General features: G+C 43.4%; 19 protein-coding genes and 1 pseudogene. 9 read left to right on the forward strand and 11 right to left on the reverse strand.

From position 1 onward, the window contains the following. The first annotated feature begins 11 nt into the window (after nucleotides 1-11). From DV872_RS14185 to DV872_RS14210, 6 genes are all read left to right on the forward strand, one after another. Entirely contained in the window at nucleotides 12-1,343 is a 1,332-nt protein-coding gene (locus DV872_RS14185) for an enolase C-terminal domain-like protein (protein ID WP_114630608.1), read from the forward strand. Nucleotides 1,344-1,405: 62 nt separating this feature from the next. Continuing rightward, the gene (locus DV872_RS14190) at nucleotides 1,406-2,437 is read left to right on the forward strand and encodes an ABC transporter substrate-binding protein (protein WP_114630609.1); all 1,032 of its coding nucleotides are present in this window, start codon (nucleotides 1,406-1,408) and stop codon (nucleotides 2,435-2,437) included. A gap of 67 nt (nucleotides 2,438-2,504) precedes the next feature. Continuing rightward, nucleotides 2,505-2,954, forward strand: coding sequence for a tripartite tricarboxylate transporter TctB family protein (locus tag DV872_RS14195; protein WP_158546979.1), 450 nt, complete (start codon nucleotides 2,505-2,507; stop codon nucleotides 2,952-2,954). Nucleotides 2,955-2,976: 22 nt separating this feature from the next. Beyond that, on the forward strand, nucleotides 2,977-4,488 hold the full coding sequence (locus DV872_RS14200) for a tripartite tricarboxylate transporter permease (RefSeq protein ID WP_114630611.1): 1,512 nt from the start codon (nucleotides 2,977-2,979) through the stop codon (nucleotides 4,486-4,488). 1 nt (nucleotide 4,489) lies between these two features. Beyond that, nucleotides 4,490-6,031: a galactarate dehydratase gene (garD, locus tag DV872_RS14205; protein WP_199563479.1), complete on the forward strand. Its 1,542-nt coding sequence runs from the start codon at nucleotides 4,490-4,492 to the stop codon at nucleotides 6,029-6,031. 12 nt (nucleotides 6,032-6,043) lie between these two features. Beyond that, nucleotides 6,044-7,171 (forward strand): mandelate racemase/muconate lactonizing enzyme family protein, encoded by a 1,128-nt coding sequence (locus tag DV872_RS14210; protein WP_114630613.1) that lies wholly within the window; start codon nucleotides 6,044-6,046, stop codon nucleotides 7,169-7,171. Nucleotides 7,172-7,189: 18 nt separating this feature from the next. On the opposite strand, the gene ade is transcribed toward DV872_RS14210, so the two are convergent. Further along, nucleotides 7,190-8,953 carry an adenine deaminase gene (ade, locus tag DV872_RS14215; protein ID WP_114630614.1) on the reverse strand — a complete coding sequence of 588 codons (1,764 nt, stop codon included), beginning with the start codon at nucleotides 8,951-8,953 and terminating at the stop codon, nucleotides 7,190-7,192. Nucleotides 8,954-9,157: 204 nt separating this feature from the next. Here ade and DV872_RS14220 point away from each other — a divergent pair, with 204 nt between their 5' ends. The 3 genes from DV872_RS14220 to DV872_RS14230 are packed head-to-tail and all read left to right on the forward strand — an operon-like array spanning nucleotide 9,158 to nucleotide 11,129. After that, nucleotides 9,158-9,481: a PadR family transcriptional regulator gene (locus DV872_RS14220; RefSeq protein WP_114630615.1), complete on the forward strand. Its 324-nt coding sequence runs from the start codon at nucleotides 9,158-9,160 to the stop codon at nucleotides 9,479-9,481. Further along, on the forward strand, nucleotides 9,474-10,067 hold the full coding sequence (locus DV872_RS14225) for an HAAS domain-containing protein (protein ID WP_114630616.1): 594 nt from the start codon (nucleotides 9,474-9,476) through the stop codon (nucleotides 10,065-10,067). Before DV872_RS14220 ends, DV872_RS14225 begins: the two co-directional genes overlap by 8 nt. Then, nucleotides 10,068-11,129: a DUF4097 family beta strand repeat-containing protein gene (locus DV872_RS14230; protein WP_114630617.1), complete on the forward strand. Its 1,062-nt coding sequence runs from the start codon at nucleotides 10,068-10,070 to the stop codon at nucleotides 11,127-11,129. A 20-nt stretch (nucleotides 11,130-11,149) separates the two neighbouring features. On the opposite strand, the gene DV872_RS14235 is transcribed toward DV872_RS14230, so the two are convergent. The 10 genes and pseudogenes from DV872_RS14235 to DV872_RS14275 form a co-directional block, all read right to left on the reverse strand. Continuing rightward, nucleotides 11,150-12,703: an NAD(P)/FAD-dependent oxidoreductase gene (locus DV872_RS14235; RefSeq protein ID WP_158546980.1), complete on the reverse strand. Its 1,554-nt coding sequence runs from the start codon at nucleotides 12,701-12,703 to the stop codon at nucleotides 11,150-11,152. A 139-nt stretch (nucleotides 12,704-12,842) separates the two neighbouring features. Further along, nucleotides 12,843-13,394: a nitroreductase family protein gene (locus DV872_RS14240; RefSeq protein WP_216664393.1), complete on the reverse strand. Its 552-nt coding sequence runs from the start codon at nucleotides 13,392-13,394 to the stop codon at nucleotides 12,843-12,845. 1 nt (nucleotide 13,395) lies between these two features. Further along, nucleotides 13,396-14,946 carry a beta-N-acetylhexosaminidase gene (locus DV872_RS14245; RefSeq protein WP_114630620.1) on the reverse strand — a complete coding sequence of 517 codons (1,551 nt, stop codon included), beginning with the start codon at nucleotides 14,944-14,946 and terminating at the stop codon, nucleotides 13,396-13,398. Between the two features lie 26 nt (nucleotides 14,947-14,972). Further along, nucleotides 14,973-16,028 (reverse strand): metallophosphoesterase, encoded by a 1,056-nt coding sequence (locus tag DV872_RS14250; protein ID WP_114630621.1) that lies wholly within the window; start codon nucleotides 16,026-16,028, stop codon nucleotides 14,973-14,975. Nucleotides 16,029-16,071: 43 nt separating this feature from the next. Beyond that, the gene (locus DV872_RS14255) at nucleotides 16,072-18,234 is read right to left on the reverse strand and encodes a glycoside hydrolase family 3 C-terminal domain-containing protein (protein WP_114630622.1); all 2,163 of its coding nucleotides are present in this window, start codon (nucleotides 18,232-18,234) and stop codon (nucleotides 16,072-16,074) included. Beyond that, nucleotides 18,235-19,809 carry a glycoside hydrolase family 38 C-terminal domain-containing protein gene (locus tag DV872_RS26845; protein WP_199563480.1) on the reverse strand — a complete coding sequence of 525 codons (1,575 nt, stop codon included), beginning with the start codon at nucleotides 19,807-19,809 and terminating at the stop codon, nucleotides 18,235-18,237. It abuts the gene before it with no gap. Between the two features lie 56 nt (nucleotides 19,810-19,865). Continuing rightward, a pseudogene (locus DV872_RS26990) lies at nucleotides 19,866-21,389 on the reverse strand (hypothetical protein); the annotation flags it as partial. Nucleotides 21,390-21,401: 12 nt separating this feature from the next. Next, nucleotides 21,402-22,874 carry a glycoside hydrolase family 5 protein gene (locus DV872_RS14265; protein WP_114630623.1) on the reverse strand — a complete coding sequence of 491 codons (1,473 nt, stop codon included), beginning with the start codon at nucleotides 22,872-22,874 and terminating at the stop codon, nucleotides 21,402-21,404. 20 nt (nucleotides 22,875-22,894) lie between these two features. Beyond that, a complete protein-coding gene (locus DV872_RS14270; protein WP_114630624.1) occupies nucleotides 22,895-24,265 on the reverse strand; it encodes an MFS transporter in 1,371 nt (456 codons plus the stop codon). 237 nt (nucleotides 24,266-24,502) lie between these two features. After that, the gene (locus DV872_RS14275; RefSeq protein WP_114630625.1) at nucleotides 24,503-25,324 is read right to left on the reverse strand and encodes a MerR family transcriptional regulator; all 822 of its coding nucleotides are present in this window, start codon (nucleotides 25,322-25,324) and stop codon (nucleotides 24,503-24,505) included. Nucleotides 25,325-25,672: the final 348 nt, after the last annotated feature.

The following is a 25,672-nucleotide window of genomic DNA, read 5'->3' on the forward strand; positions in this document are numbered from 1 at the left end:
GGGAAAATTGAATGAGTACTACACCTGTAATTACAGATATGAAAGTCTTTCCGGTAGCCGGAAGAGACTGCATGCTTCTAAATCTAAGCGGAGCTCATAGCCCCTACTTCACCCGTAATATTGTGATCCTCACTACGGATGGTGGAGAAACCGGAATCGGTGAAGTACCGGGAGGAGAAAAAATCCGCAAGACTCTGGAAGATGCCAAATCCATGGTTATCGGATCATCACTGGGCAGCTATAAGGATGTTCTGAATAAAGTTCATACATCCTTTATGGACCGAGATACCGGTGGGCGGGGACTTCAGACTTTTGATCTACGTACAACGATTCATGTTGTGACTGCAATTGAATCCTGTTTCCTTGACCTACTTGGTAAATATCTGAATGTCCCTGTAGCTTCACTACTGGGAGACGGCATGCAGAGAGAGTCTGTAGAAGTTCTAGGATACTTATTTTATGTAGGAGATCCTGACAAAACAGATTTACCTTATGCCAGAGAAAAAGAGACTGATAATGACTGGTACAGGATTCGTCATGAGGAAGCTCTTACCCCGGAAACCGTAGTTAAATTGGCGGAAGCATCAAGTGAACTCTATGGATTCAAAGACTTCAAGTTGAAAGGCGGAGTACTGGATGGGAAAGAAGAGATAGAAGCCATAAAGGCTCTCAAAAACAGATTTCCCGAAGCCAGAATCACATTGGACCCGAATGGAGCCTGGAGCCTGGATGAGGCAGTTAATCTTTGCAGTGATATGCACGGGATTCTAAGTTATTGTGAAGATCCCTGCGGGGCTGAAAACGGACTGTCCGGTCGGGAAATCATGTCGGAATTCAGAAAAGCCACCGGCCTGCCTACTGCAACCAACATGATTGCCACAGACTGGCGTCAGATGCAGCATTCCATGGCACTGAATAGTGTAGATATCCCTCTGGCGGACCCTCACTTCTGGACAATGTCCGGATCTGTCCGGGTCGGACAGATGTGTGATGCCTTCGGACTTACCTGGGGGTCTCACTCCAATAATCACTTTGATATTTCCCTTGCCATGTTTACGCATGTTGCAGCGGCGGTTCCGGGTAAAGTAACAGCAATTGATACACACTGGATCTGGCAGGAAGGAATAGAACGTCTGACTAAAAGCCCTTTAAAAATTAAAGATGGACAGATTGCCGTTCCGAAGAAACCGGGATTGGGAGTGGAAATTGATATGGATCAGATCATGAAAGCTCATGAGCTGTATAAAAAAGAGAATCTCGGGGCAAGAGATGATTCTGTTGGAATGCAGTATCTGATTCCCGACTGGGAATTTAACAACAAAAAGCCCTGTATGGTTCGTTAAGATTATCTGTATAAAGCGGGGCTGATTTCAGCTCTGTTGAAAATAAACAATAGGAGATTACTATGAAAAAGGGACTAATTATTCTTATTTGTCTGCTGTCTATGACTGGTTTTATTTTTGCTGAAGGTCAGGGAGAAGATGGAAAGCTGTTGAAAGGGAATCTGAGAATTGTTATCGGTTCTTCTTCCACAGGTGGAGACACCTATGCGAACTCTGCCATAGTGGCTGAGTATCTAGCTGAAGAACTGGATATGAATGTTAAAGTTGATGCCACTGGTGTAAATGCTGCATATGATGCCCTGAACAGAGATTCTTCAGGACATACAATCATGATCTTTCATGATCAGGCCTACCTTGGATACCTTTATGGTAAAGAAGGATACTCCAATCCTTTTGAAAACTATATTGTAGGTCCTTCTGTAGCAATTAATCCCGGCAATGCTTATCTTGCACCAGCCAACTCCCCCTATAATACACTTCAGGATGCAATAGATGCAGCCGGAACTGGAACAAAAGTCCGTGTTGCCATCCAACCCGGTGGTGTTTCCGAAATTGGATATACAGCGATGAAAAATGCTGTTGCCATCGAATACCCTGGAATGGAAGAGAATATGGTAGCCGTAAACACCGGATCTCAGTCCGATAAAAACCAGCTTCTCTTTGATGGTCAGGCAGATATTATTAATGGTTCTATCCAGGCGAATGAGCAGTATACCAACCTGCCTTCAGATGACATCAAAGCTATGAAGTTTCTATGGATGACTGCGCGTAATGTAACAATTCAGCAGGCCAATCCTGAAGGTTATGGAGATACCAGCAGAGACGATCTTCTGAGGTTCGTTGAACCTAATGTATCACTTGCCAACAGTTTCACTTTTGATAAAGAGTTTTTCGTACTCTATAATAAAGAGATGGATTCTTCTCTTGTAGAATACTATGATGCTGCTCTGACAAAAATATTTGATGCCGGAGAAATACAGAAGAATCAGAAGAAAGCATTCTTTATTCCCAACTATAAAACATCAGCTGAATCCACAGCTTATTTCAAAGCTAAAATGATGAATTATGAAGGGATTATCAGTTCTCTGAAATAAAAATTATTAAATTGGAATCACCTGGAGAAAATCTTCAGGTGATTCCCTTATGACTGAGGAGTTCATTGTGCTTGAAAACAGTGATTTTTTATCCATTAGTATTGATTTTGAAAAATCCCACCTTTTCTTTCCGAGGATAATTATTGGAGTGATAATTCTACTCCTGGTTATTATCGGAGTAAAAGAACTGGTAAAAAGAATACGTGCAGGAAATTTAAAAGAGTCCATCAAAGGATTCAGGTTTTTTGAAGAAAATTACGACAAACTCAAACTTTACGGATCCATAGTATCAGTTGCATGTTACTTCTATTTTATGGATATTATCGGACGATTTTTTCCTAATCAGGGTCTGGGTTTTTTAATTACATCCATACCCTTCATGTTTATTATGTCATTCCTTTTAGTTGGAAAAGAGAATTTTAAAATTCACAGAACATCCATTCTGCTCAGCTCGGTGATTACACCGCTGTTCGCTTGGATACTATTCGCCAAGTTATTTTATATAACATTACCATAACGTTGATTAATAGGATTTCAATATGGAAATATTTACATTATTAACCCCTATGACCTTTCTGCTTTCTACTTTGGGAGTAGTTGGTGGAATAATCTTCGGGGCCATCCCCGGCATGACCGCAACCATGGCACTGGCAGTATTTCTACCATTAACATATGCACTGAATCTGCATCAGGCTCTAGCCCTGTTAATAGGACTCTATGTAGGAGGTATTTCCGGTGGTCTTATTCCGGCGATCCTTCTGAATATACCCGGTACACCTTCCTCTATTACCACAACCTTTGATGGATACCCTATGACGAAAAAGGGGCAAGGTGAACAAGCATTAAAAATAGGAATAGTCTCTTCTCTCTTCGGGGGATTAATATCTGCACTGATACTGGCAATATTTGCTCCCATGCTGGCAGATCTGGCAATCAGATTCTCTTATGTTGAAAAATTCCTAATCATTGTATTTGCCTTGACAGTTATTGCCTCCATATCTCAAGGAAGTATGTTAGTCGGTTTATTGAGCGGATCAATCGGAATATTCCTCAGCCTGATCGGAACCTATGGATCAACTTCCGGAGGAAATGATCATACAAGACTGATCCCGGAAGCACTTAAACCAATACTGAGAAACGGCTTTTCCCTTCTTCCCGTATTGATAGGAATGTTTGCTCTCACGGCAATCTTTGCAGAAGCTGAAAAGGGTATAAAAACAGAAGCCCATCAGAAACTCGATTTCCAAAAAGGGGCCAAGTTCAAACTATCTATTTTTAAAAATCAGATTGTGAATGTTATCCGGTCATCTTTCATCGGTACATTTGTAGGATTGCTTCCCGGTGTTGGAGGAAGCGCAGCATCTGTTCTTTCCTATACACAGGCAAAGAACTTTTCTAAACACCCTGAAAAACTGGGGACAGGAGAACCGGAAGGACTGATTGCCTCGGAGACAGCTAATAATGGACTGACCGGTGGTGCACTAATTCCCCTTGTATCTCTTGGAATCCCGGGAGACAGTACTACAGCAGTTCTGATAGGAGCATTTACTCTTCAGGGAGTACAGCTTGGTCCACTCTTTATAAATGGGAACCCTGATGCCTGGAACAGCATGCTTTTATCTTTGGTCATAAGTAATATAGCCATGTTCATGATGATGTTTTTTGCAATCAAATATTTTGCCAAGGTTGTTTTCGTCCCGAAACATATTCTCTATCCCATCATTATTGTGATGTGTGCGGTTGGAGCTTACGCTATAAATTATGGAGTTATGTTTGATGTCTGGACACTGCTGATCTTCGGAATACTGGCATGGATAGGTACAAAGTTTAAATTGCAGATTCCTCCGTTATTGATTGGTTTCATCCTCGGACGTCAACTTGAAATCTATTTTGTTAAGAGTCTTGAATCATTCGGTACATTTACAATCTTTTTTACGAAGAGCAATATAGCTCTGGTTCTATGGTTACTGATAATTGCATCCATCGTATGGTCAATCGTTCTTGATCGCAGACAAAAAAAGATTCTTAAAAATGCAACAGATAAAAAATAAAATGATACAGGCAATAAAAATAAACAAAAGTGACAATGTTGCCGTTGTTGTTTCCCCTAGCGGTATGGATGCCGGAGAAGTTCTTGAATCAGAAGGGATTACTCTTAATGAGTTTGTCCCCCAGGGCCACAAGATTTCTCTATGTGATATTCCTGCAGGAGAAAAGATTATCAGGTATGGTGTAACAATAGCCACCGCCAGAGAATTGATTCCTGCAGGCAGCTGGGTTAAAGAAGCTTTATTAGAGATACCCAGTTCACCAGCTCTTGATAAACTTGTATATAATAAACAGGAAATAAAGGATGTGGTCCCCCTGAAGGGATATACATTCGAAGGATTCAGAAATCCTGATGGTTCCGTAGGGACCAGAAATGTATTAGGTATTACCACCAGCGTCCAATGTGTCGCCGGTGTAGTGAACCATGTGGTTCGTCTACTCAAAGAAGAAGAGCTGCCGAACTATCCCAATGTAGATGATATTGTAGCACTGAATCACAGCTATGGATGCGGAGTCGCCATCAATGCACCTGACGCCGTAATTCCTATCAGAACAGTTAAAAATCTATCTCTGAATCCCAATCTGGGAGGAGAAGTTCTTATGGTTGGCCTGGGATGTGAAAAGCTTGAAATAAAAGATCTTGAATCATTTCACAAAGACCGGAACAGTACATACTCAAACACAGTTTCGTCCATGATACTTCAGGATGAATCTCTGAAAGGATATCAGGCCATGGTTGATGCAGCCATGGAACTGGGCCGTAAACATCTAAAGAAACTTAATACACGAAAGAGAGAGACATGTCCTCTTTCAGACCTTGTAATAGGTATGCAATGCGGTGGGAGTGATGCATTTTCAGGCCTCACAGCAAACCCTGTTGTTGGATTTGCAGCTGATTTGATTGTTCGAGCCGGAGGAACGGCCGTGTTTTCGGAAGTTACAGAAGTAAGAGATGCAACTCCTGTTCTTGCCTCTCGCTGTACTGATGAAGATGTATTTAACAAACTTATAAAAGAGATGGACTGGTATGATCATTATCTCGATATGGGTGGAGCCGACCGCAGTGCCAACACTACTCCGGGAAATAAAAAAGGCGGACTCGTTAACATAGTAGAGAAGGCGATGGGATCTGTAATCAAATCGGGATCGAATCTTATTTCAGACGTAATAGGTCCCGGTGAAAGGTTGAAGACAAAAGGCTTAGTCTTTGCAGCAACCCCTGCCAGTGATTTTGTCTGTGGAACCTGTCAGTTGGCATCCGGAATCAGCCTACAGCTGTTCACAACAGGAAGAGGGACTCCTTATAGTCTGCCTATTGCTCCTGTTATCAAGATATCATCCAGAAAGGATCTTTCAGAAAGATGGTTTGATCTGATAGATCTGGATGCAGGCCGTATAGCCCATGGGGAAGCCTCTATAGAAGAAGTCGGCTATGAACTACTTCAATTGATTATCGATGTCGCCAGTGGAAAGAAACTGGCTGCCGTTGAAAAATTGAATATTCAGAATGATCTGGTTCTCTTTAATCCTGCCCCCATAACATAAGAAGATTTAATTATGACAAATGTAAATGATAAAATTCGCTCTATAAGATTCTCACGCCTTTTGCTGCCTTTAAAAATAGCAGTAAGTGATGCAAAAGTACTGACAGGACTTCAACTCCCCCTCGAAAAAGTAGATATCCTTTTCACTCATATTATGACAGAACAAGGTTTAGAGGGGATCGGATTCTCCTATGCTCTGAGAGTGGGAGGAAGAGCACAATATGTACATGCCAGTGAAATTGCGGCAACCCTTATAGGTAAAGATCCCAGCGACATCAGCAAAATTTGGAAGTCTCTCATATGGCTCGGTGCATCTGTCGGTAACAGCGGGATTGCTGTTCAGGCAATATCTGCTATAGATACCGCACTTTGGGACTTGAAGGCCAAAAGGGCCAATCTTCCTCTTTCAAAATTGATTGGGTCCCATTTCGATTCAGTGAGCTGTTATAATACTTCTGGAGGATACCTTCAGGCCTCAATTGAAGAAATTGTAGAAAAATCACAGCATTCCTTATCCTGTGGTCTCGGTGGTGTAAAGATGAAAGTGGGTCAGCCTGATATGAAAAAAGATATTATGCGCCTTAAGACTCTCCGGGAACGCCTGGGAGAAGATGTTTCCATTATGGTAGACGCTAACCAGCAATGGGACAGGATAGATGCACTTAATTTCTGCAGACAGGTTGATGAACTGAACCCTGAATGGATAGAGGAACCTCTTGATGCCTATGATATAGATGGGCATGCGGCCTTAGCTGCTGCCATAGACAGTCCTATCGCATCGGGAGAAATGCTTACCAGTTCTGCTCTTCTAAAGCAGTATATAGATAAAAATGCAGTTGATGTCCTCCAGCCTGATGCAGCCAGAATTGGAGGAATAACTCCTTATCTGAAAGTAGCCGATATGGCAGATACAGCAGGAATGCGGGTAGCCCCCCATTTTATAATGGAAATTCATATACATCTGTCTGCCTGCTATCCCAGAGAGTCCTGGGTTGAACATTTTGAATGGCTGGAACCTCTTTTCAATGAAAGACTGAAGATCAGGGATGGAAGGATGTATGTTCCCGAAGGCCCTGGACTTGGTCTGACACTGAGTGATCAGTTCTCAGAATGGCTTGAAGATGAAATAATTCTGCGATAATTGATCTTTGCCCATATTTTATTTTTCTTCCAGAACCACAGGGACAATTTTGTGTTTCAGCACATCAATCAACCCCATATCGGTTAAGCCCAATGCGGGAACAGTTGGAAGAGATATAAATGACAATGACATAAAGGGTGCCGACATGGGACAGCCCATATCTCTGACCGCCTGATTAAGACGGTTCATTTCAACCATTACCTGCTCTGCTGAATCCGGGCTCATCAATCCTCCAAGAGGAAGAGCAATTGAATCAATAACCTGCCCCTTATTTGCCAGGGCAAAGCCCCCCTGAGTTCTGACAACTTCCTTCACAGCAATCATCATATCCTCAGTGTTGCTGCCGACAACTACTATATTATGGTGATCATGAGAAACAGAAGAAGCCATGGCTCCCTCCTTCAGTTGAAATCCTCTAACGAAGCCATTTCCCAGCTGTCCGTTTTTTCCATAACGCTCTACCACAGAGAGCCTTAATATATCCTTTGAGACATCAGCCTCTACTGAATTATCATCAACTGTAAGCCATTCACTGCTCTCAGTATTGATAATCTGGTTTTCTATCATACAAATAACACGCACAAGAGCCTTGCTTCCCTCTGCCTTAATTTTAAAATCATCACTTCTCAGCTCTTTCTTCAGTTTGACTGTATGATTCAGATAGTCGGGATATTCCTTTTTGTACTCTTTTAGAATCCTGCCCTTTTCTGCGACAAGAACTCCGCCCTTAAATACTGCCTCGGGCTTCATGTTATTCAGATCTTTCAAAAGAAGAATATCTGCAAAGCGGCCGGGAGCAAGAGAACCAAGTTCATGATCTAGACGAAAATGCCTTGCCGTATTTATTGTAGCAATTTTTATTGCCTTTACCGGGTCCATCCCAAGTTCAATTGAGCGCTGTACGTTATAGCTGATATGCCCTTCACGGACAATATCATTTACATGTTTATCATCAGTACAGAAGAGGAGATCCTCTGTGGGTAAATTGTGCTTCAGAACCCCTGCAATCAGAGTATCAAGATTCCTTTCACTACTCCCTTCTCTGATAAGAGCTCTTATTCCGAGAGAAAGACGGTCCTTTAATTCCTGAAATTCTACAGATTCGTGATCATCCGAGAGTCCCGCAGCGGCATAGACATTCAGACTGTCCCAATCAAGACCGATGGCATGGCCGTTACAGATCCTCCCCTCTTCCCTGGCACTCAGGATTTTATTCAGATAATCATCCATCAGATTCAGAACCTTGGGAGGGTCAAGCTCTCCCAGGCTGACGGCATTTGATTCTTTTAAGAGCTGTGAGACTTCCTCTACTCCGAGGATGCCTCCGGTTGTTTCCAGTCCGGGTGCCGTGGGTACCCGGGAGGGAACTTCCATAAAGAGGCGAAAGGGAAGATTCGCGCTCCCCTTCAAAAGATCGTTAAGACCATCGATTCCCGCCACATTGGCAATTTCCATGGCATCCACAAAGAGAGAGGTTGTTCCCCAGGGGACGATAACCGAGGCAAGTGCCTCAGGGGTCAGCAATGTGGTTTCAATATGGATATGACTGTCCATAAATCCGGGAACAGCTGTCATTCCCCGGCCGTCATACCTGATTTTTGCCTCAACATCCCAGCCGGGAGAAACAGCCACAACTCTGCCATTCTTGATGACCAGAGACCCTTCAGTAATCTCTTCGGTATAGACATTCAGTATTTTAATATTATCGATATAAAGATCGGCGGGTTCATTTCCTGATGCGGCTCTCAATTCCTGTTTCAGTTCTTCAAGTCGTTTCTGCATGCTGTCACCTCGGATTATGGATTCACTATTTACTGATGATAAACAGATTACTCCCTGCTGAAAAGAAAAAACTTGATGAATCCCTGAATTTGAGAGATAACTGTCCTTGACTATTCTTTAAACAGTATTATACTTGAACTAGTACTATTCATTAAACAGTAGTGTCCATTAAGTGCTACTGTTCATTAAGTAGACGGAGGACCTATGAATATACAGTTTAAGAAGGGCGTTCTGGAAATATGTGTGCTGTCTCTCATCAAATCAAGAGATTATTACGGATATGAACTCGTACAGAGCATAACAGAAAATATCAGTATTTCCGAAGGATCAATCTATCCATTGTTAAGACGACTCTCTAAAGAAGGACTCTTTGAAACATATCTGAAGGAGTCAGCCGGCGGCCCCCCCCGAAAATACTACAGAATCACCGAAGAAGGCCGGAGCAGAACAGAGACCGTGATTGAAGAATGGAGTGAATTCACCCGACAGGTGCAAATCATACTTGATAAGGAGACTCAAAATGACTGAAAAACAATTTATTAAAATATTAAAGCAGAATCTGAAGGGTTTGAGTGAAGAGGATCAGATTGAGATTCTGTCCGATTACAATGAACATTTCCTACTGGGAAAAGAATCGGGCAAAGATGAAGAGGAGATTTGTATATCTTTGGGAGATCCTGCACAGATTGGAAAAAACAGCCGTGTTGAACTCCTTATGGATAAGGCTGAGCAGGAAAGTGCTGCGGGGAATGTGTTCAAGGCCGTTGTGGCTTCATTCAGCCTGGGATTTTTCAATATAGTTTTTGTTCTGGGACCCTATCTGGGATTGGCGGGTGTCATGATCGGTCTGTGGGGCACATCAGTCTCTCTCATGTTATCAGGCCTGATATGCTCATTGGCTGTCATTTTCAGACCCCTCATATTAATATTTATCCCCTTTATGACCTATCCCGTCGGATTCGGGATCAATCTGGCTTTATTCCTGGCGGGAATTGCACTATTTTCACTGGGTTCACTCGCTGTGATCGGCATGACTAAAATTTCAAAGCTGTTCTATAGAGGCACTGTAAAATACCTGCAATCCAATCTGAAAATTATCAAGAGGAGTCGTTAGATGAATGCTAAAGATATAAAACTTAAAAAACTGGTAAAGATTTTATTAATTACGGCAGCTGTCTCGTTAGGGCTGTTGGGTATAGTCGTCCCGGTGTTTAATATACCGGGTTATTTCCGTGGAGAGCAGCTTGCCTTTGGGGTGATAAGCGGCAAGACCTTTGATGTGAATATGAGTAAGACCTTTGCCATCGATGGCCTGAGTACTGTTGAGGCAGATATGTATTTTTCCGATATTTTGGTTGAAACCAATAAAAATGATAAAATCTCCCTATCCTATACCGGCTCTTTTGTGGGTGGAGAAATGATTGATGAACCCTATCTGCTGATCAGTGAGAGCAGAGACGAACTTCAAATTAAATCTGCCTTCCGGAGTGGATTAAACACAGGGAATTCTACTCTCATATTGAAGCTGTCCATTCCCGAAAATAAGTTGAAGGATCTTAAACTGGGGACCAGTTCAGGTAATATTACAGTTTCGGGCAGCCCCTCAGAGAATCTTTTCCTTGATGCTTCGTCAGGAAAAATATCTCTGGATGGTTTCAGAGGGATGCAATTGAGCACAGACAGCAGTTCCGGAGATCACGAAATATTCAATATTGAGGTCGATACTCTTGATATGTCCAGTACTTCGGGAGATGTCACAGTCCATTCAGGGACCTTGGTTCAATCAAGAATCAAGGCATCCTCAGGAGATATCTCTCTGGAGAAAATATCATCGGCCGACCTGAAAATTGACCTGACAAGCGGCAGGGCAAAGCTTGAAAAGTACTCAGGAAACCTCAATTTCTCCAGTTCATCAGGGAGTCTCACCGCCTCCTTTGAGAGTGTAGATAATGAAGTAAGGGCCAATAGTACATCCGGAGATATCACACTGTTTTTTGATTCGGATGCCGGATTCATACTTGATGCGGAAACTTCATCCGGAGATATGGAGATTGACTTTCCCGTCACCATGGAAGGAAATTTTGACAAAGATAATGTTCAGGGCAGCGTGGCCGACGGCAGGGGACGCGTAAGCATTGATACAAGCTCAGGAGACATAACAATCAATAAGAAATAGGTTGATCCTTAGTGGAGGGATTATCCTGATAAATAATCCCTCTTCATTTTCTTAATGAGATTTTGGTGAGTAATGACGCTGGCAGTAAGCACACCATTTATGGGAGTAATACCCTGAGCAAAGAGATCCTGCCCGGTGAAGTACAGATTTTTTATTCCCGACCGGGGTAGCAGTTCAGGATCGGCGGCCTTGTCGATATCAAGGCCGAATATTGATCCCTTTTCGTGGTGAGTGAAGTTCTCAACATCAAGAGGAGTCATCAGCTTTGTATAGACAACAAACTGATCCAATCCTGGAAATTGAGTCCTTAAATATTCCAGATATTTAAAAGTGATCTGTTTCTTTAATTTCTTATACTCTTCGCCATCGGTTTTTCCAATATATTTTTCGAAATACTCATAGCGGGTTTCATGATGGATCTCGGCGGTGTGATGGTATGCATCGGAGTGTCTGCTGTTCAGCACAGAGGGAAAGGAAAGAGTGATGTCATCACATTCCCACCCTTTCTCCGTCGGATCATGAGCCATCACGGAAGGATCTCCAAAAAGTGTTTTATACGCCCTTTTTTTAATTCCGAAGGCTGAAAGATCTCCTTTGAAGCCTATAAGCAACTGCAGAAATGAGGGAACAGATTCATGGTGTTTCAGACTTTTTTCGATCTTCGGCGGCCTGACTTCCCCGGTCATCAACCGGCTCATTGTTTCTGAAATACCTATAGCACTGATAATGTTATCAGCATAAAGGGGATCTCCCTTTTCAATTTCCACGCCCATGGCCCTGTTCTGTTCAAAAAGGATGTTCCCGACTTCCTGATCGCATTTCACTTCTCCACCATGTTTTTCAATTGTATGAATAAGAGCCTCTACTATCTTCTGGCTGCCGCCATCAGGATAGAACATTCCGTTAAACTGAATATTCTGCCCGTAGGCATAGAATGGGAAGGGAACTGCATCGAGGGGAACTCCAAAATAATGGGAAAAAGAGGAAAGAACGGCCTTCAATCGGGGATCTTTAATCTGTAATACATTCTCAAGCACTTCAGTAAAAGATTTATCCATATGAGGAAGTATTTTGAAAGTCTTTGAAGACCAGAGCATTATTTTTGCAATAGAGGGGCCGAAAAGCTTGGGCATTGAAAATAGATCGGACTTCCGGTCTATGGCAGTCAATAATTTGAAGTATTTTACAATCTGCTGTTCTTCTTCAGGGAACTCCCTCTTCAGCTTATCCAGAAGGATGTTTCGATCATTCACAAACATGAACTGATAATCCAGATCGGAAAATGTTTTTAACTGACACTCCGGATCAAAAGCAGAAAAAGTGACGGAGCCCTCTGTCAGTTCATGGAGCAGGATATAATCACTGGTCTGTTTTGAATAGCCGCACACCCACTGAACTCCGGGTGTCCAGGTCCAGGGACCTGCCTCGGGATCTGAAAAGCTGCGCATGCCACCGCCGGGACTCTTATTTTTCTCCAGTACAAGGACTCTCTGGCCTGCTTTTGACAGGGCAGCCCCACAGGAGAGCCCACCGACTCCGGAACCGATTATGATAGAATCATACTGAGCAGTCATAATGAACTCCATGCTGTTAATTATCTTTTTTCAATAATAGCATGGAATTTCATTATCAGCATTTTATCCCGTCGGATAAGTAAACAGTCAACTTCCTAATAAACTCTAAAAAGAAGGCCTCGAAATAATGAAAGCCCTATCAATTTTCCCAGTTGTTGAAGAATACGACTTCGGAGAAGGGCTTCCTCAAACGGGGAGACTTTTCCTGTATAAGGTGTTTTTCACTCAGCTCTTCCTCTCCACCGGGATAGGCAAGAATAATAAGGGTCAAAAGGGTATAATCATCGGAGATTGCCAGAGCTTCCCGCAGTTCTATCGCTCTGAAACCGGCAATGGGATGGGAGATCAAACCCTCCTTATGAGCCTGAAGCTGCAGATTCATACAGGCCATACCAGTGTCAAAAAATGCATAGTTTCTATTTCCGGGCAGCTGGGCATCCAGATCCTCCCGGGTGATGACGGCAATGACTGCGGGGCTCTTCTTTCCCCAGTAATTACCTCCGGCCAGATGTTCTTTTACTATTTTAAGAGTTTCCGGATTATTCAGGACCAGAAAGCGCCAGGGCTGACTGTTAGCACAGCTTGGAGCGAGTGTGGCTGCTTCCAGGACTCTTAACAAAAGTTCTTCGGGTATTTTTTTTTCTGAAAGAGCCCTTAAGGCCCGTCTCTCTTCGATCTCTTTGAGTATCATATCATCTCCTATGTTTATATCTCATGATCTCCTGATGTGTCTCAATTCTTCTTTCAAAGGACTGGAAATCTCTAGCGTCAGAGTCTATCCATAGAATCTCTGCAAGAGCACAGGCCCTGGGAAATGCCATATATTCGACATGAGCATAGTCTTTCATGTATTCAGTCCAGAGCTGCCCCTGAGAACCCAGTACCAGGTGATGCTGGTCTTCGGGCATCTGCTGTGGAATCGGCTCATAAGAATAGACCTTATCCAGAGGAAGAAATCCTCCGATTGCCAGAGGTTCTTTTTCCTTTTCCCCCTGATAATGGTCAAAATACACATGACTTTGGGGCGCCATAACGACAGGATGGTCCAAGGCTGCGGCTTCCAGTCCCCCCTCTTCTCCCCGCCAGCTCATGACAGCGGCACCTTCGGCGAGTCCACCCTCAAGGATTTCATCCCAACCGATTACTTTTCTCCCTTTTCCCTGAATATGGGCAGCCATTCTGGATATGAACCAGCTCTGCAGTTCGTCTTCACTGTTTATCCCCAGCTCAATCATTCGATCCTGGATTCTACGCTGCTCCTCCCACTCATATTTAGGGGCTTCATCACCACCGATATGTATGTAATCTCCCGGAAAAAGTTCCATGACTTCATCTAAAACATCGGTCATAAAAGTGATGGTAGATTCTTCTACATTGAGAATGTGCTGGCTGACCCCCCAATGACATAGGGGTTTGAGAGTCATATCGGTACAGCCGAGTTGGGGATAAGCCGATATGGCAGCCTGCATATGTCCGGGCATATCAATTTCGGGAACGATTATGATCTCTCTGACAGAGGCAAACGCGACAATTTCCCTTATATCTTCCTGACTGTAGACCCCGCTATGAGGTTTTTCATCATATTGTTTAGGTTTATCTTCTAAATGTCCAATCAGCGTTGATTCTCTCTCTGAACCTATCTCTGTCAACAGGGGATATTTCTTTATCTCTATTCTCCATCCCTGGTCTTCTGTAAGATGAAAATGAAAGCGGTTGAATTTATACAGGGCAATTTTATCGATGAAACTGCATACTTCCTCTTTCGTCATAAAATGCCTGGCTACATCAAGGTGCATTCCTCTCCATCCAAAACGGGGAGAATCGCTGATGGAACATCCTCTTATTTCCCATTCAAATGACTCAACAGTCACATCAGAAAAGATCTCTTTCGGTAGAAGCTGCCGAAATGTCATAATGGCCCTGACCAATCCCTCTTCTGTTGCCGAAATAAGGATGCATTTCTGACTTGTTATCTCAATAGAATAGGATTCATCGGCAAAACCATTTTCATTTTTAACAGCTTCTCCCTGAAGAAGAAGTACAATATCTCCCTCACCATCAACTGACAAGGGCAGATCAAAACCTGTAGCAGGTCTGAGATAAGATCTGAGAAGTTCTCCCTTCTCCCCTATTTGTTCACATGAAACAGCAATACTGCTATTCTCCGTTAATTTAAAAATATTTTCATTCTGAATAATTTCCGATACCATTGGAATGATTCCCAACTCTCTTTTCTCTTTCATAAATTTATCCTATCCTGCGTTCTTCATTATTTATAGATGTGCTGAACCACAACTTTGTTTGTATCATCTTCAATTGTGATCAACGTCGCACCGCGCATATCATCATCAGAATAACTGTTGGGACCGCTTTTCAATCCGTAAGTCAAACGTATGCCCCTCCAGACTGCTGAGAGACTGTTAACATGATCATGACCACAGAATATATGAGTCGTACTCTTCAGAGCAAGAGCCCGTTCAAAAAGACCTGTATTAACAGGGGGAGAAAAGATCCGCTCTCTGTTTTCCCCGAAAATTGTTCCTGTATCAATGGTATCATCTTTCACCGCATTAAAAACATTTTCAAATTCAGGAAGTGGAATATGAAAAAATAACAGGGAAGGTACTGTACTGCCGATTTCGGATTGGACTCCCTCTATCAGCCATTCATACCATTTAATCTGATCGTAATAGATAAAATCATAATCTTCCGATTTTTCATAATTCCGTCTTATATTGGAATCCATCATGACAAGTGTATAGATGATTTCACCTTTTTCATTTTCAATATTAACGGAGTAATTTCCAATCCCATGAATATTGGATGGCCCTGATTTAAAGAATGAGTTTTCCCCATTCTCATACTGATTCCCATGCCAGCTCCGGTCGGCTAGACCTTCCGAATCATGATTTCCCAGGGTGACTCCCCAGGGAATATCATAACTCTCCAACTGTTTTATCAGTTTTTTTGTCATTCCAACTGAAAAGATCCACGATGTATTATCCCCTGCTGTCATGATAAAGTCGGGTTTAATCTCCCCGACAAGTTCATCAATGAGCTTCAAAGACTTCTTATCCTTGATGGGATGCGATTCGAGCTGAATGTCTGATAATAATAAAATTGTAAAATCCTCATCATCCGCTTTTACCAGAGAGGAAATTGACTCTCTGTCATAAGAATCGCCTTCAAACCAGATTTCACTCGATTGTATTCCCTGTATCACATTAAGATTATTGATGGTCGCCCATTGCATTAATGCAAAAAGCAATCCGACAAGAGTCAGGACTGTTACTGCAATAATCAGTATCAATTTCTTTTTAGTCATAATTTTTTTCCTTTCTTATTTGCTGTAATTATTTCCGCTAATTTCAATAGATTAAGAGAGATCGAGAGAGAACATCCTGCCCTGTTAATTCCAGACTTCGTCTGTCAGGTTGAGAGCCACCGGTAGAAATCACATATAGACCTAAAAGGACTGATTCCCGTCCCTGTTCATCAAAAGAGGCAAAGTCATCTGAATTAAGAGTAAAAGAAACAGTCTTTTTCTCTTTCGGCTCCAGTTTAAGTTTTTTAATTTTTCTAAGAGAATGGTGAGGAATGATTCCCGATTCCCCTTCTCTTTTCACATATAACTGAACAACCTCTTTAGCAGTTACAAGTCCTGTATTTTTTACATCAACCCTTACTTCAACCATTACATCCATTGTTTCGTCACAGAGAATCTCATCGTGGGAGAAAATCAGATTGTCGTAAGTGAAAGTACTGTAGCTCAAACCATATCCGAAGGGGTACAGCCCTTCCTTTTCCATGTAACGATATGTTCTGTTTTTCATAGAATAGTCTTCAAAAGGAGGTAGATCATCTATAGACCTCACAAAACTGACGGGGAGACGACCCGAGGGACTTGTCCTGCCAAAAAGAATATTGGCCACTGCCCTTCCCCCCTCAGCACCGGGATACCAGGCCTCCACAATGGCGTCGACATGGTCCTGTGCCCAATGGAGTGCCAGAGAGCCTCCATTGACCAGAACGAGAACCACCGGTTTGCCCAGGGAACAGATCAATTCCAGTAGTTCCTGCTGCTTTCCCGGTAGATCCAGATGAAGCCGGTCCCCCGACGCATCGGAATTGGAGGCATCTCCCTGCTCTCCTTCGATAAGAGGCGAGAGTCCCAGAGCCAGAACAACCACATCGGCTCTTTCTGCCATGCCTTTAGCTTCGGAAAAACACCCGTAAGCATCGGCATAGAGACAGTCTTCCTCCGGGCCGATCATAGGGCAGCCTTCGGAATAATAGATCCTGGTGCCGGGATCAACGGCCTCTTCGATACCCTGGAGAACCGTGACAGTTCGGGCCGGTGTTCCGCTGTAATTTCCCAGAAGCACTTTCGCGTCAGCTGCGTTGGGACCGATGACTGCTATGCTCTGTATTTTCTCTCTATAGAGAGGAAGAGTGTTCGCTCTGTTTTTCAATAGGACGATGGACTCTTCTGCAGCATTGACAGCCAGGTCTCTGTGTTCGATACAGGCCACTCTTTCGAATGGTATCCGGCTGTAGGGATGATTCTGCTCACCATCGAACATACCTAATTTAAACCGTGCTTTCAGTACATGGCGCAGAGCACGGTCTATCGTTTCTTCAGAGATCAGCTTCTGTTCATATGCAGAGCATAGAGAATCAAAAGTATTCCCGCAATTAAGCTCGCAGCCTTTGTTCAGAGCCTCAGCTGCCGATTCGGTAGGACCCTCAGTAATCCCATAATGTTCATGGAGATCCCCCAGAGCACAGCAGTCGGATACCACATGGCCATCAAAATGCCATTCATCCCGGAGGATTTTCTGTAACAGTGTGTGACTCGCACAGGCAGGCTCTCCATTTACCGCATTATAGGCGGCCATAATCCCTTCGGCTTTTGCCTCGACAAGGGAGGCTTTGAAGGCGGGAAGATAGGTTTCATAGAGGTCTTTCCGGGATACCCGGGCATTGAATTTGTGGCGTTTTGCTTCCGGGCCGCTGTGTACGGCAAAATGTTTAGCTGTTGCCACGGCTTTGAGCATGTTATTATCATTGCCCTGAATTCCTTTGACATAAGCCACAGCCATTCGAGATGACAAATAGGGATCTTCACCGTAGGTCTCATGGCCCCTCCCCCAGCGCGGGTCGCGAAAAATATTGACATTAGGTGCCCAGAAAGTAAGTCCCTTGTATATTTTTCGGTCGCCCTGTTTCTGTGATTCGTGATATTTCGCGCGCCCTTCATCTGAAATGACTGAGGCAATCCTATGCACGAGGCTTTCATTAAAAGTAGCTGCCAGCCCGATGGATTGGGGGAAGACTGTTGCAGTCCCCGCCCGGGCCACACCGTGAAGTGCTTCATTCCACCAGTTATACTCCTCAATCCCAAGGCCCTCGATGGCGGGAGACCGGTGAAGCAGCTGGGAGATCTTCTCTTCCACAGTGAGGAGGGAAACCAGATTATCTATCCGTTCCTTAAGGCTCAGAGTCTTGTCATGAAATAGAAAATCATCCAATTATACCCCTCCTGAAAGTTTGAGGTTCAGAGTCTTTATTTCATAGGGCTTAAATGATAAACGGGCAATTTTTCCGTCGAACCACAGTTCTTCCCCTTTATTCTCATGGAGATCGCATTCGCATAGAGACTCAATAGATTGAGCGAATGTTATATCTGTGTTCGTTCTCCGGTTATAACATTCGTATAGCCGTATTATGATCTCATCCCGGTCTTCCGCCTTTTTGATCACTTCAATAAGGATATTGTCCCTGTCCACAGAAGCAAAGCACTCCTCCCGTCCAAGAGTTCCTCTCTGTACTGCTATCTCTTCAGAATAAAGCGGACAGTTGAGAGAGTAGGCTTCCTGTACAGTCCGGGCGTCCTGCCATTGCCCCCTGTGGGGATAGAGGGAATAGGTAAATTCATGAATTTCCTTATCCGCATCCGGGTTGGGTTCAATGGCCGATTTTATCAGGCTGAGACGCATGGTGCCATCTTTGATATCATATCCGTACTTACAGTCATTGAGCAGACTGACACCGTAGTTCCCTTCGGACAAATCGGCCCATTTATGACTGCAGACCTCAAACTGGGCAACATCCCAACTGGTGTTGGAGTGAGTCGACCTCTCCACGTTGCCGTACTGAATCTCATAAGTAGCTTTGGAAGCGTGTATATCCAGGGGAAAGGCAGCCTTAAGCAGAATGTGATTCTCTTTCCAGTCAATTTTATTGTCAAAATCTATCCGCCGCTTCTCTTTATAAAACACAATTTTCTGTTCGATAGATGAATCCATAAACTCACGCGTGATTTTAAGACAGAATCTCAGAGGACCGTTCTCGATTACTTCCCTGCTTATCAGATCATTGACTGTCCACATTTTGTCCTGATAATAAATATTGATATCCCAGGCGTCGTAGTTATGCGGTTTATCTTCAAAGGCCTGGAGTTGATTCAACCGACATCCTTTACGGGTCAGTTCACGCTCCTCCTCTTTATCAAATAGTGATGTTATATGGCCCTGATCATCAAAGAGAACAGAATAAAAAGGTGTCTCCAGTTTTCCATTACTGTAGGTAAATACCCTTTTATCTGCTGGAGACCCGGATTCGACAAAGGAGAAGGTCTTATATCCTTTTGACGGAATACCGCCGACGAAGGCGGTATAAGAATTATCGCCTGTCTTCTGGACCGGAGTAAGTTCCCCATCCCCGGCGTCCAGGGCGGAAATATTTTTCTCCGATTCGAAGACAAGCATATCACTGCGGGTAAAGCTGAGCTGATTGAAGACAACCAGAGAATTACAATCGCTTGTGATCATAGAAGCTATTCCTGATGCAGCTGCTGATACCATTTCATAACCGCTGCGGAGAACCTCTTCGTACTGTCGGTGAGAATCTTCGTATACTTTTTTAATCGATGTCCCCGGCAGAATATCGTGGAATTGATTCAAGAGGATCAGCTCCCATCCAATGTGGAGTTTCTCCTCCGGGTAATCCTGCAATGCCCCGGCCTCTTTTGCAAAAACAGACAGAAACTCGGCATCCTGAAAGAGGAATTCAGACTGGCGGTTGTACTTCTTGTTTTTTGCCATGGACGTATAAGTTCCCCGATGGTACTCGAGATAGAGTTCCCCACCCAGCGTGGAAGCCGTTTTTTTTGTTCTACTGTGTTTTTAAGTTTCCTGAAATAGTTTCCCGCGCTATCCAGTTTTACAGTGGGACATCCGGGAATGCCGCGGCCCATCCTTTTTGCCGTTTCCAGCATATCTCTGGTGGCCCCACCTCCGCCGTCTCCATATCCGTAGCAGATGAGGATATCGTCATTAATATCTTTCTGCTGATATCTCTGCCAGGCGCCCATAATATGGTTGGCATCAATCATGCCGTTATAGGTCGTAAAAGTATTGATCTTATTCTCTTTCTCGTAATCCGTTGCCGTGACAAAATGAGTCAGAACCTCCGAACCATCGATGCCCTCCCATTTGAAGGTATCGTAGGGCATTTTATTGTATTCATTCCAGCTGATCTTCGTTGTCATGAAATATTCAATATTGAATTGACACAGTATTTGTGGCAAAGCGGCGCTATAGCCGAAAACATCGGGGAGCCAGAGAATCTTATTTTCCACTCCGAATTCATCTCTGAAAAATCTTGTCCCCGACAGGATTTGACGGATCAGGGATTCTCCCGAAGATAGATTGCAGTCGGCTTCAACCCACATGGCTCCTTCCGCTTCGAACTTCCCCTCTTTGACCTTTTTTTTAATCTTTTCATACAACAGGGGCTGAGACTCTTTCATAAACTTATAGAGCTGAGGCTGACTGGACATAAAGATATATTCGGGGTACTCCTCCATCAGATTGAAAACCGTGGAAAAACTCCTGCATACTTTTTCCCTGGTCTGCTTCAAATCCCAGAGCCAGGCCACATCGATATGTGTATGACCCACGCAGGTAGCGGTATAAGCCTCCTTCCGCCCCTCGTCACCGTAGAGAATATCCTCGAGAAACTCAATTGACTCATCAACTGAGCTGTAGTAATCGTGGGAATAAGCTTTTCGGAAATCGATCAGGCTGACTGCATCGTTCAGATCACGAAGCAGATCTATCCTTCTCTTGTCATTCTCATCGAGTCGTTTCGCCACTTCCAGAGGGACCTGAATATCGAAGTAGAGCTGTTCAGTCTTTCTTTCGAAAAGAGAAATGGAGGGGATGAATTCAACATGATGTTTCCCAAATCCGCTATAGGCCTGAACATCAACAGAGTAGACTTCTCCCCCAGCGGCTTTATCAGTCAACACGGTTCTGTAGTGGTTGATATCAAATCCCTGAGCAATGTCTCCATTTATGCGGATAAGGCATTGGGGATTCCTGCTCAAGTCCCATTCAAGGGTCTCCTCCACTCCCGTATTGAGATGAAAAACCACTTCCTCCTCATGAAAGTTCTCGGGGATAGCAATTTCAATCCGAAACCAGTAGCGGCTGTCGGGGTCTCCCCAATGACTCTCGCCGCAGATAAAATCAGTCCAGAGTTCATCGTCCCCATGGGCTTCTTCAAAGGATTGGAAATCACCTTTTTTCATCGAACAGGATTTAATTTTTACCGGCTCTCTATAGATAAGCCCCGAAAGCTCTTTGAGTTGACGCTCAACCCTTTCAACTTCAAAATACATATTATTTATTACCTATCTTTTGAATTGGATCTCAAGGGATCTTGTCTCATTTGTCCCCATAGAGGGCACTTTTAAATAGTATCCGTGTTTTACTGCCTCAATGGTCCATTCTCCGTCTATGCTCTCTGCATCAACTTCACCGGGGATGAAAAGAAGAGAATAATCATCAGGATTCACATCTGAATTTTCAATCCAGGAGCAGCGGAATAAACCACTCTTTTCATCAGTCTTCATAAACAGTAGAGTCCCGGCCGCTTTTAATACGATGGGGCGGCATATTGCCGGAAAAAACCATAAATGGCCTGCGGCTCTTTCGGCAGAGTAGTCCCAGTATGTATCGCTCATCAGATATTTTTCAAAAAGATCCACCATCCCTGCTTCGGTTCCCGGAATACCTTCTTCTGTATAGGCACCCCATTCTCCAATGATTATGGGCATATTATTTTTCACAGCATCCTTGTTATGAACCTTAAATATTGAGGCGACCCGGCCATTACTCGTCGAATACCCCGGCCCCGTATCGACAGTAATATCATAGATATGGGGAACATAGGCTTCATTGGGATCTGTTCGCTTCAGAGAAGTTCTGTTACCCATAAACTCACTGCTGAAAGGTTCTGTCATAATCATTGTTTCACTGTCTACGACCCTGATGGCTTCGCTTACAACCCGGTAGAATGGCTGAAGGTATTTTTTTTCAGCCTTAAAAAGTTGTCTCCCTGCACCAGCGATAACCCATTTAAAAATGGGAACTCGATCGAATAGTTTCATAATTTTTATCCGGCTTTTCTTATTGAGCCAGAGAGCTATGATCTCATCGGCTGAACCTGTCAATTTACCTGTAAACAGGAAGAGGGCAACACCCGCTCTTATCAGAACCGGGAGCATCATCTTTTCACCCAGAGAACCGGAATTGGGTTCATTCATGATGTTATAGCCGATAACATTGGGATGGTCGGAAAATCTCTCTGCAATTTTTTTCCAGCATTGGGCGTAGTGGTCCTGAAGTCCCATGCCGGCAACGGGCTTATTGTTCCAGAAGTTATCGTTCATCCGCTTCACCACATCGCTTGTTAAATAGGCATCAGACCAGACCTCTCCCTCAGTTTCAAATTTTATTCCATCTGTCAGGGCAAACCATTCGGGATCGGCCCCCTGAACAAACTGGTTTGTCACTTTATAACTATAGAGATCCTGATGCATATCCAGAATGATCTGTATTCCTCTGGATTGGGCCATCCGGACATACTCTTCCACCTTATCCAGATACTCATCAGAATAGAGTTCCGGAGCCGGTGCCACATTCTCCCAGAGGATGACAAAGCGAATGCAGTTGTGTCCCATATTCCGGATATTATCAAAATCTTCTTCGGTCCATGGAAGAGGTTCTTCCGAGTTTTTATGGGCCAGATTGATTCCGTGGAGAATAATCTCATTCCCCGAACTATCTGTGAATTTTCTGTTTTTGATTCTTATGTTCTTCATCTTTATTTTCAGTCCTGTATCTATCTGTGTATCTGTTCAATTTGTTCTTTGATTTCCAATTCTCTCTTCCTGGTTATGGGATAGAGATAAATTGGTATCAGGCTGAGGGCCAGAAATATAACCGGCAGCATTCCCACACCGAGGCGAATACCCATCATTGACTCGGCACTCTGGATTTTCGTAGAGCCGTCGTAATTGAAGTAGGAGATTAACATTGTGAAGAGAAAGACAATAAATGATTGAGCCGGAATGGTCACGACGGCCATAAGCCCCATGAAGAATCCCGCTTTCCGCTCGCCCGACTGAATCTCATTTTCATCGATTAAGGTTCCGAACATAGGATCCAGGACCGCCCAGTAAGCGGCAAATCCAATCATGATAAAACCGTAACAGAGGACCACCATCCAGTATGAAGGAACGAAGACCAGTCCTGCAAATCCCAGAAGGGAGAACCAGGTAAAATGCTTGATCGTATCGCGACAACCCACTTTCCTCACAATCCTGGCGACAAGGGGATAAATGGCTAGTTGAACAACTGCTCCAAAAACATCAGGCAGGAGAGCCAGCGTTTCGGAAACGTTCATAACATTGTCCATGTAATAGATATAGAGGGTGTAATAAGATCGCTGCACACCTGTTATAAGAAAAGCGAACATGACAAATGTGAGAAAGCTTCTGGAAGTGAAGATCAATTTCATATTCTTTTTGAAATCAAAGTCATCGGCGAATTCCTGGTGCTTGTAGAATTCGGGATAATCTTTCAAATAGATGAGTGTGAAACTGAAAAGTGCCGCACCGATCAATCCTGAAATGATAAAGACCATCTTAATGACAGCCATGGAGTAATCTCCCGTCAGAAACCAAACGGGAATCAGTCCGGCCACAAAGGCAGGCAGCATATTGACGTATTTCTGAATAATACTGAACTGGGTTCTCTCTTCAGGAGACGTGGCGATATAGAGGAGATAAATTTTATAATTTATTCCGAAGAGGGTGCTCGCTGTATCGTAGAGAAACATGACAACCAGGAGATATCCGAATATAACCCACTGATTCCATGATGGACTGGCATACAGCATGGCTATCATACTGAAAACCATGAGCGGCGCCGTTCTTTTCATAAGGTAAACGGCTTTACCCTTACCTTCTATATACTTTTTTTTGTCTGAATAAATACCGAGAAGCGGATCGTTCACAGCGTTCCAGATACCAAAAATAAGATACATCAGACCGTATAACTTGGCATCGAGGCCGATAAAGTCTGTATAGTACTTCATGTAGGCGGCGTGTACGACGGTGCCGAGTATGGCATCGGCTCCAGCAGCGAGACAGATCATGATTTTCTTTCTCAACGTGATATGTTCTTTATGGGGATTAACTTGGTTTATCATGCGGTTTTCCTTCTGAGATTTTTCGACCCTGAGATGATTATGAACCTTTGTGTTACACAAAGGTCAAGAAAAATCCCAGGTTCTATTTTTTTTTGTGGTTTTATTTCTCAAATGAAATGCATAATTCCCCTCGGTTCAGGGGCTGACAATAACTTTAGATGCCTCTTGGAGATCATTAGCAATAGTTTAGAGTACAGATCTCTGGTCTACTGCGGTATTCCTTGCCATGTATCGTGATTAAACTCTCTTTACTGGTATGTAAATTTTAAAATAATGAATAAACTCTCTGTTATTGCCATGAAACAGATCGAGAACATTCCTCTCGATGGCCTCTCCGTCTATGGTAAAACCCTCCTGGTCTATAAACTTAATCAAATTGTCATAAACCCTATCGATATCTTCCAGATCGATACGAAGAATCCTGGCATTGGCACAGGCGTAGAGCCGGCTTTCCACGATGGAAAGATCTGCTGATTTTGTCTCACAGGGATATTCTGAGATGAAGCCGTAGCTCTTATATCTGTGATAGTTGCGGGTCAGAAGATCATTCATTTCTATTGTTGAAAAAATATTTGCAAAAGAGATCCACTCATCGCTGGTTGCCTTATTGATTCTGACAATCTCATTGATCTCAAGCTCATCTCGGTCTTTTTCAAATTCCTTGGAAATAATCCAGAACGTAGGCATTTTCTTTATTTCCATAAGACCGTCCGTACTGACATCCCTGATATTCTCAAAAAGAGAATCCACTCTTGTTTCAAGAGATTTCAGATGCTCTATCTTTTGACGAATCTCTATTCGGTGATGCTCAAGCTCCATCTGAATCATATGGGGACTATCCTGGTTCAGAATACTCTGGAGCTTTTCGATGGATGTGCCTGCCGTACGTAGAAATATTATTGTAGAGATCATTTCAAACTGGGCTTTGGAATAGTAGCGATAGCCGTTCCCCCCTTTTTTCCAGGGTTTGATCAATTGGATTCTATCGTAGTACCGCAGGGTCTCCGTCGAAACATTAAAAAGCTTGGAAACCTCTCCGACCGTGTAAAACTCTTTCATATGATCTTATTCCTCCGAGATGATTTATCAGTATAGATACTACTTCAGAAGTATATAGGAATCACTCAAAAGGGTGGAAATAAACATTAGCCGCAGTAGCAAAAATGGTAATTATTCGGATCGAACAAAGGCAAGTGAAGTCGTATATTAGGGAAGAGAATTAACTTCACTCTTGACGTTTCTCCCTGATTGTAATGATCTTACTTCGTAAGAAAAACATGAAAAGAATCTTTTTCAGTCCTGTACTGAATATCCTCCAGTAAATCTGAATATACTCTTCTTTACAGCTCATCTGGGCAAGGATATATTGGCCTGAATAACAAATCGTTATCAAACAAAGGAAGGAAC

This window comes from Oceanispirochaeta sp. M1, assembly GCF_003346715.1.
Taxonomy (GTDB): Bacteria; Spirochaetota; Spirochaetia; order DSM-2461; family DSM-2461; genus Oceanispirochaeta.

Coding starts and splice junctions, on each gene's coding strand:
- DV872_RS14210 (WP_114630613.1), top strand. CDS start 6,044: ATGACAAATGTAAATGATAAAATTCGCTCTATAAGATTCTCACGCCTT.
- DV872_RS14235 (WP_158546980.1), bottom strand. CDS start 12,703: ATGACTGCTCAGTATGATTCTATCATAATCGGTTCCGGAGTCGGTGGG.
- DV872_RS14275 (WP_114630625.1), bottom strand. CDS start 25,324: ATGAAAGAGTTTTACACGGTCGGAGAGGTTTCCAAGCTTTTTAATGTT.
- DV872_RS14245 (WP_114630620.1), bottom strand. CDS start 14,946: ATGAAAGAGAAAAGAGAGTTGGGAATCATTCCAATGGTATCGGAAATT.
- DV872_RS14190 (WP_114630609.1), top strand. CDS start 1,406: ATGAAAAAGGGACTAATTATTCTTATTTGTCTGCTGTCTATGACTGGT.
- DV872_RS14225 (WP_114630616.1), top strand. CDS start 9,474: ATGACTGAAAAACAATTTATTAAAATATTAAAGCAGAATCTGAAGGGT.
- DV872_RS14250 (WP_114630621.1), bottom strand. CDS start 16,028: ATGACTAAAAAGAAATTGATACTGATTATTGCAGTAACAGTCCTGACT.
- DV872_RS14220 (WP_114630615.1), top strand. CDS start 9,158: ATGAATATACAGTTTAAGAAGGGCGTTCTGGAAATATGTGTGCTGTCT.
- DV872_RS14270 (WP_114630624.1), bottom strand. CDS start 24,265: ATGATAAACCAAGTTAATCCCCATAAAGAACATATCACGTTGAGAAAG.
- DV872_RS26845 (WP_199563480.1), bottom strand. CDS start 19,809: ATGGCAAAAAACAAGAAGTACAACCGCCAGTCTGAATTCCTCTTTCAG.
- DV872_RS14185 (WP_114630608.1), top strand. CDS start 12: ATGAGTACTACACCTGTAATTACAGATATGAAAGTCTTTCCGGTAGCC.
- garD (WP_199563479.1), top strand. CDS start 4,490: ATGATACAGGCAATAAAAATAAACAAAAGTGACAATGTTGCCGTTGTT.
- DV872_RS14265 (WP_114630623.1), bottom strand. CDS start 22,874: ATGAAGAACATAAGAATCAAAAACAGAAAATTCACAGATAGTTCGGGG.
- DV872_RS14240 (WP_216664393.1), bottom strand. CDS start 13,394: ATGATACTCAAAGAGATCGAAGAGAGACGGGCCTTAAGGGCTCTTTCA.
- ade (WP_114630614.1), bottom strand. CDS start 8,953: ATGCAGAAACGACTTGAAGAACTGAAACAGGAATTGAGAGCCGCATCA.
- DV872_RS14230 (WP_114630617.1), top strand. CDS start 10,068: ATGAATGCTAAAGATATAAAACTTAAAAAACTGGTAAAGATTTTATTA.
- DV872_RS14200 (WP_114630611.1), top strand. CDS start 2,977: ATGGAAATATTTACATTATTAACCCCTATGACCTTTCTGCTTTCTACT.